The sequence below is a fragment of the Bacillus sp. MM2020_4 genome (genome assembly GCF_011250555.1).
Lineage (GTDB): Bacteria > Bacillota > Bacilli > Bacillales > Cytobacillaceae > Neobacillus.
The window spans coordinates 1-12,927 of the sequence record NZ_JAANMZ010000008.1; the positions used below are offsets into that span (position 1 = coordinate 1).

At 41.3% G+C, this 12,927-nt stretch carries 9 protein-coding genes, 11 tRNA genes and 2 pseudogenes; 19 read left to right on the forward strand and 3 right to left on the reverse strand.

Translation table 11 applies throughout. From position 1 onward, the window contains the following. Positions 1-69 precede the first annotated feature (69 nt). The 14 genes from G6554_RS08040 to G6554_RS08105 all read left to right on the forward strand — a co-directional run bounded on the left by G6554_RS08040 (position 70) and on the right by G6554_RS08105 (position 5,574). Positions 70-145 (forward strand) — tRNA-Val (locus G6554_RS08040). A gap of 21 nt (positions 146-166) precedes the next feature. Then, positions 167-239 (forward strand) — tRNA-Thr (locus G6554_RS08045). Positions 240-282: 43 nt separating this feature from the next. Beyond that, a tRNA-Leu gene (locus G6554_RS08050) sits at positions 283-367 on the forward strand. Between the two features lie 36 nt (positions 368-403). Continuing rightward, positions 404-475: transfer RNA gene (locus tag G6554_RS08055), tRNA-Gly, on the forward strand. 9 nt (positions 476-484) lie between these two features. Then, positions 485-573: transfer RNA gene (locus tag G6554_RS08060), tRNA-Leu, on the forward strand. An 8-nt stretch (positions 574-581) separates the two neighbouring features. After that, positions 582-658: transfer RNA gene (locus G6554_RS08065), tRNA-Pro, on the forward strand. Between the two features lie 31 nt (positions 659-689). Continuing rightward, positions 690-766 (forward strand) — tRNA-Met (locus G6554_RS08070). A 22-nt stretch (positions 767-788) separates the two neighbouring features. Continuing rightward, a tRNA-Ser gene (locus G6554_RS08075) sits at positions 789-881 on the forward strand. 22 nt (positions 882-903) lie between these two features. Beyond that, positions 904-988: transfer RNA gene (locus G6554_RS08080), tRNA-Tyr, on the forward strand. Positions 989-992: 4 nt separating this feature from the next. Further along, positions 993-1,066: transfer RNA gene (locus tag G6554_RS08085), tRNA-Trp, on the forward strand. A 43-nt stretch (positions 1,067-1,109) separates the two neighbouring features. Beyond that, positions 1,110-1,191: transfer RNA gene (locus G6554_RS08090), tRNA-Leu, on the forward strand. 368 nt (positions 1,192-1,559) lie between these two features. Next, a complete protein-coding gene (locus tag G6554_RS08095) occupies positions 1,560-1,742 on the forward strand; it encodes a Fur-regulated basic protein FbpA (protein WP_166240566.1) in 183 nt (60 codons plus the stop codon). A gap of 243 nt (positions 1,743-1,985) precedes the next feature. Beyond that, positions 1,986-4,196: a catalase/peroxidase HPI gene (katG, locus tag G6554_RS08100; RefSeq protein WP_166240568.1), complete on the forward strand. Its 2,211-nt coding sequence runs from the start codon at positions 1,986-1,988 to the stop codon at positions 4,194-4,196. A 214-nt stretch (positions 4,197-4,410) separates the two neighbouring features. Beyond that, a complete protein-coding gene (locus G6554_RS08105) occupies positions 4,411-5,574 on the forward strand; it encodes a YecA family protein (RefSeq protein WP_166240570.1) in 1,164 nt (387 codons plus the stop codon). Positions 5,575-5,736: 162 nt separating this feature from the next. Here G6554_RS08105 and G6554_RS08110 read toward each other — a convergent pair whose 3' ends face one another. Then, complete coding sequence (locus G6554_RS08110) at positions 5,737-7,149, reverse strand: PQQ-dependent sugar dehydrogenase (protein WP_166240572.1); 1,413 nt, start codon at positions 7,147-7,149, stop codon at positions 5,737-5,739. Positions 7,150-7,430: 281 nt separating this feature from the next. Between G6554_RS08110 and G6554_RS08115 the strand changes: the two genes are divergently transcribed. Then, the gene (locus tag G6554_RS08115; RefSeq protein ID WP_166240574.1) at positions 7,431-7,631 is read left to right on the forward strand and encodes a hypothetical protein; all 201 of its coding nucleotides are present in this window, start codon (positions 7,431-7,433) and stop codon (positions 7,629-7,631) included. 200 nt (positions 7,632-7,831) lie between these two features. On the opposite strand, the pseudogene G6554_RS26320 reads toward G6554_RS08115, so the two are convergent. Further along, a pseudogene (locus G6554_RS26320) lies at positions 7,832-8,047 on the reverse strand (hypothetical protein); the annotation flags it as partial. A gap of 8 nt (positions 8,048-8,055) precedes the next feature. Next, a pseudogene (locus G6554_RS08125) lies at positions 8,056-8,340 on the reverse strand (MarR family transcriptional regulator); the annotation flags it as partial. A gap of 185 nt (positions 8,341-8,525) precedes the next feature. Between G6554_RS08125 and G6554_RS08130 the strand changes: the two are divergent. The 4 genes from G6554_RS08130 (at position 8,526) to G6554_RS08145 (ending at position 12,904) form a co-directional block, all read left to right on the forward strand. After that, positions 8,526-9,440 (forward strand): VOC family protein, encoded by a 915-nt coding sequence (locus tag G6554_RS08130; RefSeq protein WP_166240767.1) that lies wholly within the window; start codon positions 8,526-8,528, stop codon positions 9,438-9,440. Positions 9,441-9,471: 31 nt separating this feature from the next. Then, entirely contained in the window at positions 9,472-10,368 is an 897-nt protein-coding gene (locus G6554_RS08135; protein ID WP_166240576.1) for an RCC1 domain-containing protein, read from the forward strand. 244 nt (positions 10,369-10,612) lie between these two features. Next, the gene (locus G6554_RS08140) at positions 10,613-11,143 is read left to right on the forward strand and encodes a hemerythrin domain-containing protein (protein WP_166240578.1); all 531 of its coding nucleotides are present in this window, start codon (positions 10,613-10,615) and stop codon (positions 11,141-11,143) included. Positions 11,144-11,410: 267 nt separating this feature from the next. Next, the gene (locus tag G6554_RS08145) at positions 11,411-12,904 is read left to right on the forward strand and encodes a carboxylesterase/lipase family protein (protein WP_166240580.1); all 1,494 of its coding nucleotides are present in this window, start codon (positions 11,411-11,413) and stop codon (positions 12,902-12,904) included. Positions 12,905-12,927 lie beyond the last annotated feature (23 nt).

The window sequence follows — 12,927 nt, forward strand, 5'->3', positions numbered from 1 at the left end:
TTCTCAGCGCCGATGGTAGTTGGGGCATGCGCCCCTGTGAGAGTAGGACGTTGCCAGGCTGTTATCAATGGAGGATTAGCTCAGCTGGGAGAGCATCTGCCTTACAAGCAGAGGGTCGGCGGTTCGAACCCGTCATTCTCCACCATAAACATATCATGTTAACTGTGCCGGGGTAGCTCAATTGGTAGAGCAACTGACTTGTAATCAGTAGGTTGGGGGTTCAAGTCCTCTCGCCGGCACCTTTTTTACTCTTTTTTTATTAGTTTCCTAGAATATAAAAATGCGGGTGTGGCGGAATTGGCAGACGCACCAGACTTAGGATCTGGCGCCGCAAGGCGTGGGGGTTCGACTCCCTTCACCCGCACCAAAGTTTTTTGCGCTAGCAAAATAACTTACCATATTTGCGGAAGTAGTTCAGTGGTAGAACACCACCTTGCCAAGGTGGGGGTCGCGGGTTCGAATCCCGTCTTCCGCTTTTGTTTTAGCCGGGGTGGCGGAACTGGCAGACGCACAGGACTTAAAATCCTGCGGTAGGTGACTACCGTACCGGTTCGATTCCGGTCCTCGGCACCATTCGGTTTCGGGAAGTAGCTCAGCTTGGTAGAGCACTTGGTTTGGGACCAAGGGGTCGCAGGTTCGAATCCTGTCTTCCCGACCAGTCGTAGGTTATTCAAGATTATATGTATTTTGGCGGTGTAGCTCAGCTGGCTAGAGCGTTCGGTTCATACCCGAAAGGTCGGGGGTTCGACTCCCTTCGCCGCTACCAAAGTAATCTTTTTTGAAAAAATGGAGGAATACCCAAGTTTGGCTGAAGGGATCGGTCTTGAAAACCGACAGGCGGGTAACACCGCGCGGGGGTTCGAATCCCTCTTCCTCCTCCAGTTTTTATTTATGTTCATATGTGGAGGGGTAGCGAAGTGGCTAAACGCGGCGGACTGTAAATCCGCTCCCTCCGGGTTCGGCGGTTCGAATCCGTCCCCCTCCACCATTATAGGGGCATAGTTTAAAGGTAGAACTAAGGTCTCCAAAACCTTCAGTGTGGGTTCGATTCCTACTGCCCCTGCCAAAATAATTATCATGCTGCTTTAAGCTGCAGAATTTCATCTTATGCCGATGTGGCGGAATTGGCAGACGCGCACGACTCAAAATCGTGTTCCGTGAGGAGTGTCGGTTCGACCCCGACCATCGGTATACTATCGTCGCTTGCCAAGGCGGTGGATTTAACGTTTCTTACACATTGTAAGGAACGTTTTTTATTTATCTCAAAGAAGAAATTTATATAAGCACATAATACATAAAAATAGAAGAAATGAAACCAATTAAAACGAGTGTGAAGAAGTTGACGATACTTCTGATATTCGGGAATCGGGCAGTCTGAAACAGGATACCCTTTTTATTGGAAATCGCGAAGGCACAGATAGGATGATAGAGCCTTAAAAAAAATTCAATTCATACTTTACAGGTAGGAATTATATGTTATAATAAAGTTAATCAAATTACGAATTTAATAGTTGTTGTATTCAAAGGATGGTTTTTGTAAAACAAAAGGAGTGTTTCCGATGAAAATTAATGATGAAAAAAAGAGACAAAAACTTATCAATAAATTAATTTTTTTAAACGTCTATCCCAAAGAAGATCAACAGCTGTATAAGTTTCCACTATCGAAATTAGAATATGAGTATAGAAAATTTAAATTACAAAACCATCCACATGGAGAGTTTGGGTCTATTCGGTTGGTATAAATAAATATGGTTACGTGTCAATAGACTGTATGGTGTTTCTTCACCTGCAGTCTTTTTTATGGAGAATGAAGACATAAAATGCTTTCCTAAATGTTACGAATTTGTGATTATGATCGTTATTTTTTCAATTTTTAGTAATAGCTTAGTAGAATATAAATAGAATAGTTATTGTCATCAGTTTGTTTTCCTACTACTAGAAGAATAATTATTTCTTACTTAATTGACAAAGCGAGGGGAAAAAATATGGACGTGAAAAACAATGCTAATTCAGAGGGGTGCCCGTTTCATCACGGAGGCGCTACTAGTTACAAATCAAGCGGTACCTCAAATCGAGACTGGTGGCCAAACCAGTTGAACTTGAACATTCTTCATCAGCATGACAGAAAATCTAACCCAATGGGAGAAGACTTTGTTTATGCAGAGGAATTTAAAAAACTAGACTACTATGCTCTTAAGAAGGATCTTCAGGAGCTAATGACAACCAGTCAAGAGTGGTGGCCTGCTGATTATGGTCATTATGGTCCATTATTTATCCGTATGTCTTGGCACGCCTCTGGTACGTATCGTATAACCGACGGCAGGGGTGGTGGTGGAGCAGGGGCACAGAGGTTTTCACCACTTAACAGCTGGCCAGACAACGGTAACCTTGATAAAGCTCGCAGGCTGTTATGGCCGATTAAGCAAAAGTATGGAAACAAGATCTCTTGGGCTGACTTGCTCCTTCTAGCGGGTAATGTTGCCATTGAATCCATGGGTGGTAAAACATTTGGGTTTGGAGGAGGACGCGAAGATATTTGGCATCCAGAAGAAGATATTTACTGGGGCACTGAAACAGAATGGTTAGGTGATAATCGTTACTCGGGGGACCGTGAGCTAGAAAACCCACTTGCTGCCGTTCAGATGGGGCTTATTTATGTTAATCCTGAAGGTCCAAACGGTAAACCGGATCCAATTGCTAGTGCTCGCGACATACGTGAAACCTTTGCACGTATGGGGATGAACGATGAGGAAACAGTGGCATTAATTGCAGGCGGTCATACTTTTGGTAAAGCACACGGTGCAGGTGATGCTGCACATGTAGGTCCTGAACCAGAAGCTGCCCCTATCGAAGCACAAGGGTTAGGTTGGTTGAGCACACACGGCAGTGGTAAGGGGCATGACACCATCACCAGTGGGATTGAAGGTGCTTGGACGGCTAATCCAACACAGTGGGATAATGGTTACTTTGATCTATTGTTTGGGTATCAATGGTGGCTTACAAAGAGTCCTGCAGGTGCATTTCAGTGGCTTGCTGTAAATCCTGATGAGAAGGATCTTGCACCGGATGCAGAAGATTCATCCGTAAAAGTTCCAACGATGATGACTACCGCGGATATGGCATTACGTTATGATCCCGAATACGAAAAGATATCTCGTCGTTTCCATCAGAATCCAGAAGAATTTGCAGATGTATTTGCCAGAGGTTGGTTCAAACTTCTTCACCGTGATATGGGGCCAAAAGCAAGATACCTAGGCCCAGAGGTTCCTGAAGAAGACCTTATTTGGCAAGATCCTGTTCCAACTGTAGATTATGAATTAACAGATGCGGAGGTAGTAGAACTTAAGGGAAAAATCCTGGATTCTGGACTTACAGTCAGTGAGTTAGTTTCAACTGCTTGGGCTTCTGCTAGTACTTACCGTGGCTCAGATATGCGTGGAGGCGCTAATGGTGGCCGCATTCGTCTTGCTCCACAGAAAGATTGGGAAGTGAATCAGCCGCTACAGCTTGCAAAAGTTCTTCGTGTACTGGAAGACATTCAAAGTAAATTAAATAAGCAGGTTAGCCTTGCTGATTTGATTGTTCTTGGTGGTAGTGCTGCAGTAGAAAAGGCAGCACGAGATGCTGGCTTTGATGTTACAGTTCCCTTTGTTGCCGGTCGCGGCGATGCAACGGAAGAACAGACTGATGCTGAAAGCTTTGAAGTACTAGAGCCTATTGCAGATGGTTTCCGTAACTATCAGAAGAAACAGCATCATGTAAGTCCTGAGGAACTGTTAGTAGACAAGGCACAACTCTTAAATCTTACTGCACCAGAAATGACTGTACTTGTTGGCGGTATGCGTGTTCTAGGTGCAAATCATGCTGGTACAGAACATGGTGTATTCACGGATCGTGTGGGCATACTTACTAACGATTTCTTTGTCAATTTACTCGACATGAGTGTCGAGTGGAAGCCTGTAGAAGGAAACATATATGTAGGCCGTAATCGCAAAACAGGTAAAGTAGTACGTACTGCAACAAGAGTCGACCTCGTGTTCGGATCAAACTCCGTACTGCGTGCCATAGCAGAAGTTTATGCTCAAGAGGATAACAAAGAGAAGTTTGTCCATGACTTTATTGCTGCGTGGGTCAAGGTAATGAATGCAGATCGCTTTGATCTTAAGTTGAACAAAGCTCAAATAGTAAGTATTTAGACTTACAAAAACTGAAACTTCCAAAAAAATAATGTGCCTGGTCTCTCCCCGCAAATTGTTGAGTTCTCCTCGATAAGATTCGGGAGGGACCGGGCTTTTTTAATGATGAGTATTTCGTGTGCCAAATCGCATGACTCTTTTAGAATTTTTTACTTTACATAGAGGATAAAGTACAATGAGGCTGAAGGTAGATAGAGAATGAGAGGAATACATCATGACATTTTTAGAAAAGATTAAGCCACATTTGCTTAGCGATGATATCTTAATCCAAGAAGTAGTTCTGTACGCGTTGCATGATTATCCATTGGTCCCCGAAGAATGGACCAATGAACTGTTGAAAGAAGCCTTTAAAAGCAAAGACAAACAATCAACGATCTTACTTTATGTAGAAAATCAAACCATCAATGAAGAGGGCGTTAGGATTCTATTGGAAAATATCCCATTAATGGATCCATCCGAACGTCATTTAGCTTTCAGACTATTTAATCAAATCGAACCCGAACTAGCCTTAAAATATAAGGAGCAGCTTCAAACCTTTGTTCCGGCGGATAGATGGTCATTATATGAGCTAATGTTAACAGGAACGGAGGAAGAAGTTTACACCGAATATGGAAAACTTCTATATGACCTTGATCGTGACACTTCATTCCAGCATGACAACTACATAAAAGCAAAAAATCTGGCGGCTTGTTTGGTGAAAAAAGGATGGGTGACGGAAGCAGAAATCCACACTGTCTTTCAAAAGAATCTAAAAGAAGCATGGTTTTCATCTAATGGAATCTTAACCGTTTATATGATTGGGTTATTAAAAATGGAACAATATATTCCTTTACTGGCTAGTTTATTGAACCGTGATGAGGATGTTTTGTTAGAGGAAGTTTCTGTTGCACTCATTGGATTCCAATCCGATGAGGTAGTGAAGGAAGTAGCTCCATATCTTCGGAATCATGATTCCATCATTTATGCTGCCTCGGTTATTGAAAATATTAAGTCAGATTATGCTGTTCAGGTATTACGAGATGCCTATCGCTCTACGAAAGAACTTGATGAACAAGATATGCTGACTGAATCACTTTGCCATCATTTTTCTAAAGAAGCACTGCCTGAAATAACCGAACATATGAAACTGGAATATTCATCAGGCCTGGTGGACATCGAACAGACCGTTTATAGCTACTTTTCAATTTTGGGCCTAGATCACCCTGAACTGCGAATTTGGAGAAAGGTAGCACTGGAAAACGTGATGGACTTTAGAGGTGAACCAGAACAGGTGAATTCTCTTTCAAGTGTTCCGGTTCGAAACGAAACTAAAATCGGCCGTAATGATCCATGTTCATGCGGAAGCGGGAAAAAATACAAGAAATGCTGCGGTAAATGAAATTTAATAACAAAAAACTTCAGGGTTCTCACTGTTAGTGGGAGCTTTTTTGTACCCACATAAAACTATTTTTTCCTACCAGACTATATAAAATGTTTAGAGTACAAAAATAGCCATTATCGCACTCTATTTTTTTTCTAAAAAAATTTGTTGCTAAAGTAATCATGGAACAATTTCAAAAACAGTCCCTTGGTTAAAATCAGTCACTTTCATAGAGCCATGAACACCTAAATAGAGTTTGGATTGATCCAGATTCGTTCCCAAACTAACAAAATATGCTGATTGAGACCCAAAATTATAATCGGTTTCAATCACACTAAAATCATTTAGTTTACCATCTGCTCTGAATCTGGTATATGCCAAAGCACCCCTAACCTGCGGTTGAGATTCTCTTCGAGCAAGATCAGAAAATACAACGCTGCCAGTTAAATTGGGGATTCCATTCCCCATATAGGATTGCACTCCCGTAAGTGAGGTTCCCCCAAACTTATCGGGCCTTCGATCTTTATGAAAATAACTAGTAAGAGGCTGAATACGCTTAACTGAAGTTTGGACTGCTTCGTCGAAATAAGCAATTGTTTTCTCATCCAAATCGGGATTTGCGGAGCAGTCCCGTATAATTGAAGTTGGAAAAGCGCCTTCCCACCCTCGCCAGCCAAAGTTAATCAATCCTTTGTGGGTGGATTTAGGTTTCATTAACGAAGTTTGGACAAGCTGATGAACCGGTATTGGGTTATAATGAATGAATGAAAAAATCGACTCTACCAAATCCTGTCCGACGTTCCCCGTATATTTGATGTACTGATTATTATTCCTTTGAAATGAAATACCTGGGATATTGCGGACTCCTATGGCCATTACCGAAAGTGTTTCCTGAATAGGTGAGGGAAGTTCATTAAAACGTGTGACTACTGGTGGAGGAGAGATTGATGTATGTTTACCTACGTCAATTTCAATGATTTTACCGGCTATTTCCATTTGATTCTGGCTTAAATTAAATGGATCATAGCCTGATCCACCATCTCCGGTGGTTAACACAAGTTTTCCTGTTTCAGGTGAAAAGTTTAAACTATTGACTCCATTATGATTAAGAAATGGTCTTCTTAAGTTAAGCAATGTTCTTCGCTTTTGAGGTTGGCCATTCGATTGTAAAATCCATTCTTCCAATGTATCAATATGATTATATTGTGTTTCTCTATTTGTCCACCTTAAGTTTATGGTTTTTGGATCACATGGATCAGGCTTAAACTGTTCAGAAAGAGCACCTGGTCCTTGTGTTCCGGCTACTGAGTAATGGAGATAAAACAGGCCGTTATAAGTAAATTGGGGATGAAACGCCAATCCCAGCAATCCCCGTTCATCATAACCACCTCTAGGACCGCCTAATTTTAGAATTCGCCCGCGAATATCCAAAAAAGTCCTTATACCTCCGTTGCCTATGTAAAAGATTTCTCCGACCTGGGTTGCGATAAATAATCTTTCAATTGAGTCTCCCGGAAGTATGGTTGTTTTTAAAACAGTGGGTAGATTTAACTTAGTCATAATGGGACGTAAACGAACCTTAATCTTTTTCACCCAACTTTCCCCTCCTTCTCATGTTTTCTTTTATAAGAATATGAGTAGACGTGTTCTGTTAGTACCAAGTTCGGGCTGGGGGAGGATAGCGAACGGTGGGGTCTTGTGCTATGCTAAAAAAGAAGGCTCTTTTCTACTAGTTTGTTGCTTTCTAGAATTCGGTGATAGGACCCTAAAATTGGCTGATATATGGGCTGTGGAGGTAAATAGTTCAAAAAATTAATTGTTTTGTAGCTGAAAATAAATGCTATTTATCAAGAGAATAAAGGAAAGGGGACACCATGAAATATTTAAAAATTGTCATACCCGTTATGGTTATTGTAGCGGTTATTGCGTTATGGATGCTAGGCAAGTATCATGCAGCTGTACAACTTCCAATGCGCATATTGATCGCAATAGGAGGGGCACTCCTCTCAGGCATTGTGAGCTTTACCATGTTGAAGCTAGATGTTGATCGAGTCGACACAAAAACAAATAAATGAAGTAAAAAATATAAAACGCAAATGTAGCCATATTAAAATAATGGCTACATTTGTTTTAGAGTTAGTTTCTGAAAAAAATCTATCTTTTGATTGTTTAATTCCTTTTCTATCTAATAGCCCACCTTAAAAAGATTATATGAGTGTTTTGGTCATAATTAAGTCAATTTGTTCTTCATCACCCATATAAAAAGAGTGGGATCTTCTTCCGACTGGGCATCATTGATATTCACCTTTAAATATCCGGCGACTTCATTATTAATATAAACAAAAAAGAATTGCGAAGAAACAGTAGATAATTCTTTTTCTAGTTGTTTTAAGTTAAATGCCCTTTCCAAATAGGCTTTCATATTCTCGGTTGAATTCTGTTTCTCAAAAGTGGTTCTTTTGTTTCCCTTTTTTACAAATTCCCAGTCGATTTCTACATTTCTCCTTTCTCTGTAGGAAAAAGCTTTTTAATTTTTTGGTTATGTTCATCATTATTCTTTTTAATAAATCCATTAATTTCAAGCTTTTTTATTGCCCGAGCTGCTGTTGTTCGATCAACCTTTATCATCTCAGCAAGCTTTTCTTGAATGATTCCTGGGTTTTCGCATATTCGCACAAGGTACAAATACTGCCCTTTTGTAAGATCAAATTCTTTAAATTCTATAATACTTATAGAATCTAAAGCCCTTGCGATCATTCCAATTTCACGAAGAATTTCTTTCATAACTAACTCCATATCAGGTAGAGAGATTGCGTAAATTGAAAGACAAATTCGGAAAACGATTAGAAATTAAAAATCTGATTAAAAATGGTAAAATAAACTAAAATGATAAATAAATTCTTTACACTGGAATTTTGATCACAATCTGGTGTAGGAAAAGTGATTAGAAAATAGTAGGAGGCAAAATGATGCCAAATGCAAATCAAAAGATCGTGCCCCATTTGTGGTATGACAAGGAAGCCAAAGAAGCAGCTGATTTTTACGTTTCCATCTTTCCGAACTCAAAAATAATGGATGTAACTTCAATCCACGATACACCGTCGGGTAACTCAGATTTAGTCTCTTTTGAGCTATGGGGGCAAAAGTTCATGGCAATTAGTGCAGGACCATATTTCAAAATCAATCCGTCGGTTTCTTTTACAGTTAATTTTGACCCTTCACGAGAAGAAGACGCAAGTGAAAAAATACTTGAGGTTTGGAACAAATTGTCCGAAAATGGAACCGTGTTAATGCCACTTGAAAAGTATCCCTTCAGTGAGTGCTATGGCTGGGTTCAAGACAAGTATGGTTTGTCGTGGCAGTTAATTTTAACGAATCCAGAGGGTGAGGAGCGGCCAGCAATAATGCCTTCATTTATGTTTGTAGGCGAAAAATGTGGCCATACGGAAGAAGCCATTCATTTTTATTTATCAGTATTTAAAAATGCCAAGCAGGGGCATATTGCCCGCTATCCTAATGGCACGGAACCTGACAAAGAAGGGACAATCATGTTTTCTGATTTCATTTTAGAAAATCAGTGGTTTACCGCAATGGACAGCGCACACGATCATAAATTCAGTTTTAACGAGGCAATTTCATTTATGGTATACTGCGACACACAAGAAGAGATTGATTACTACTGGGATCAGCTCTCGGCAGTTCCTGAAGCCGAGCAATGCGGCTGGCTGAAAGATATGTATGGTGTATCCTGGCAGATTGTGCCAAGTGAAATGGATCAGATGATGAGTAAGGGGACACCCGAACAACTTGCCCGGGTAACGAAAGCATTTCTTAAAATGAAGAAATTTGATCTTGTGGAATTACAGAATGCCTACAAGGGATAACGTGAAGAATTTATATTCAAGGAGGTAAAACATGGATTACATTTCACCGAAAGAATTAGGTTTAATGGTGAAAGAGTGGCCCAAAGATACCATAGCGGCTGGACGTCGTCATACCGTTGGGCTTAAATTGGATGGAACGGTGACTGCTGCGGGGGATAATAATTATGGCCAATGTGATGTAAGCGGCTGGAGTGATATGGTGGCGGTCGCAGTGGGTAATGTTCATATGGCGACGAACACGGGCAATGCGCATACAATCGGGCTTAAATCGGACGGAACGGTGGCGGCTGTAGGCTGGAATATGCATAAACAATGCGATGTAAACGGCTGGCGTGATATTGTAGCAGTGGCCGCAGGTTGGCGTCGTACTGTCGGGCTTAAATCGGATGGAACGGTGGTGGCGGTTGGTCGAAAAAATGAAGGCCAATGTGATGTAAGCGGCTGGAGAGATATGGTGGCGGTCGCAGCAGGTGACTGGCATACTGTCGGGCTTAAATCGAATGGAACGGTGATGGCTGTTGGCAATAATCGGTATGGTCAATGCAATGTAAGCGACTGGAATAACATTGTAGCAGTATCGGCAGGTTACCTTCATACTGTCGGACTTAGGGCGGACGGCACTGTTGTAGCTGTTGGTTTAAATAAGCATGACCAATGCGATGTAAGTGGCTGGCGCGGGATTGTGGCGATAGCAGCGGGTAGTAATCACACCATCGGCCTTAAATCAGATGGTACGGTAGCGGCTGTGGGTTTGAATAAGCATGGCCAATGTAATGTAAGTAACTGGTACGGTATTGTAGCGGTATCTGCGGGTTGCGCTCATACTCTCGGCCTTAACACGAATGGAACGTTGGTGGCTGTTGGTGATAATGAATATGGCCAATGCGATATAAGCAGTTGGCGCTGCATCCAACAGACCGGGAATTAGTTTTTTTAACAACAAGCAAGAGAATAACAGCACAAGGTGCTTCTGAAATCATTTCTTTAACCCCAAAACGGCTTGATACCTGTGTGTCAGGTGTGATACTTTTAGTGATACTCCTATCTATTATTCTTGTGTGATTCCCATCACGAAATTATCGATACGTTTGGCGTATGCTTTTAATAAAAGTAATTCAATTCTATCCGAGCCCTTTTGGATATAAAGAATTAGGATCAATGGGGAAGGAAGAATGAGGAGGGATTTGTGGGTGGAGGATTCGAAGGTTACATTTAGTCCCGCATTGCAGCAACTAAAGCGCGAACATGTGTTGCTCCGGGCAGATATGGATATTTTCTATGAGATCACGGAAGAGATAGAATTCGAGTCGGGTCCAGCTGTGGTTCAGCAGTTTGCGAAATTGTACGAGCAGATTTCGGCTTTCAATGAGAAGCTTAAGGCACATTCCAAACGAGAGGAAGAAGGATTGTTTCCTATGATGGCCCGCCGCCTCGGCGAAAATGACAGAACCATCGAGGCTATGGAATATGAACATGAAAAGGCGGAGCAGCATCTACGTGATTTTCTCACCGAAGCAGAAAAGGCGGGATTAAACATCAATGAAAACGACGCGCAAATGATTACTGTATACGCCGTTCAGGCTCATGCTACCTTAATACAACACTTTGCCAAGGAAGAAAAAGCGCTATTTCCATTGGCTGAGAATATACTGTCGAATGACGAGAAGAAGGAACTTGAACGACTGCTTCTAGTAATATCATAGCTGGTTAGGTAAATAATCAGTAATATAAAAACAGTGGGATACGATTGTTTCCCACTGTTTTTCGATATTCGGCTGGTGTTTACATAAGTAAAATTAATCTAAATACGTGTTTGATGAATTTTCACGCTGAAAGACCTCTATGTATTTCCATTTTTGATATTTATTTGATAAGCAACAGGAAATTGTCATCTTCTTCTCGAATACAAGTAGGCAGCATCAATAGACAGGTTTGCCAAGGGCTATTTTATTTTGAGAGGGGTTTAATCAATGTCCAAAACGATTGTTGAAAGCATTTACGGTAAGCTGCAAGGGAAACAGAATGATGGTGTATTTGCGTGGAAAGGGATACCATTTGCAAAGCCACCAATTGGAACTCTTCGCTTTCGTGCTCCAGAAGTGCCGGATTCTTGGGAAGGTGTTCGAGATGCAACCTCATTTTCAGCTGTTGCCCCACAACCACAAAGTGAAATAATGGAGTTTTTTGGAAGTGATAACTCAAATATGAATGAGGATTGTTTATACTTAAATGTATGGTCTCCAGGCGCTGATGAAAAGAAACGGCCAGTAATGGTTTGGATTCACGGTGGCGCGTTTGTTTCAGGATCTGGATCCAGTAGTTGGTATGACGGTGCTTCGTTTGCTGCTCAAGGTGATGTCGTTGTCGTTACGATCAATTACCGACTAGGGATATTGGGCTTCCTTCACCTTGCGGAAATTGGAAATGAAGACTATGCGACTACCGGAAATTGCGGCATTCTTGATCAGGTTGCGGCTTTACAATGGGTACAAGAGAATATTTCGGCTTTTGGAGGAGACCCGAACAATGTAACGGTATTTGGGGAATCCGCAGGTGCCATGAGCATCGGGGTATTACTAGGTTTTCCTTCAGCACAGGGTCTTTTCCATAAAGCAATTCTCCAAAGCGGTGCTGCTGCAAATGTCCATTCTTCGGCAAGAGCCACAAAAGTGGCGGGTCATCTATTAGCGGCATTACAAGTTGATTCTACGAATCTGTCTAAATTAGAAGAAATGCCGGTTGATCAGTTAATTCAAGCTTCTGGCATAGTACCTCCAATGAGTTTAGGACCAGTTATTGATGGGATCGCACTTCCCAAAAATCCAGAAGTGGCGATTTCAGAAGGTTCAGCAATGGATGTACCTATTCTAATTGGTACGAACAAAGATGAATACAATATTTTCAGTGTATTTGATCCAGAGTGGAAGAACGCAGATGAAGCAAAGGTTCATTCTCTTTTTGAAAAAACATTTGGATACTTACTGCCTGTGATTTCAAAACAATTCTCAAATAGTGGTCCACTAAACCAAGAACTTTTTAATAAACTACTAACTGCTAGTATCTTTACAAATCCTGCACAAAAACTTTCAGAGATCCAGATAAGCAAGGGTGCTCCCGTTTGGATGTACCGATTTGATTGGGAAACACCCGTATTTAATGGTACACTGAAAGCTACACACGCGTTAGAAATTCCATTTGTATGGAACACATTGAATAAGCCAAATACTGAAAACTTCACGGGGGATTCCCCGGAAAGGCAACTTGTCGCCAATCAAATGCATCAGGTATGGATTAACTTTGCACGGACTGGCGATCCAAACACAGAGAACCTTCCTGAATGGCCAAGGTATGACATTAATAATCGATCAACCATGATATTTAATACTGAGAGTGCAGTAGAAAATGACCCAAATAAGGAAGATCGGATAGGTTGGGAACAAGTAACTATGCTATTGAAATCCTAATAAAAATGAGGATTAAAGGAGAT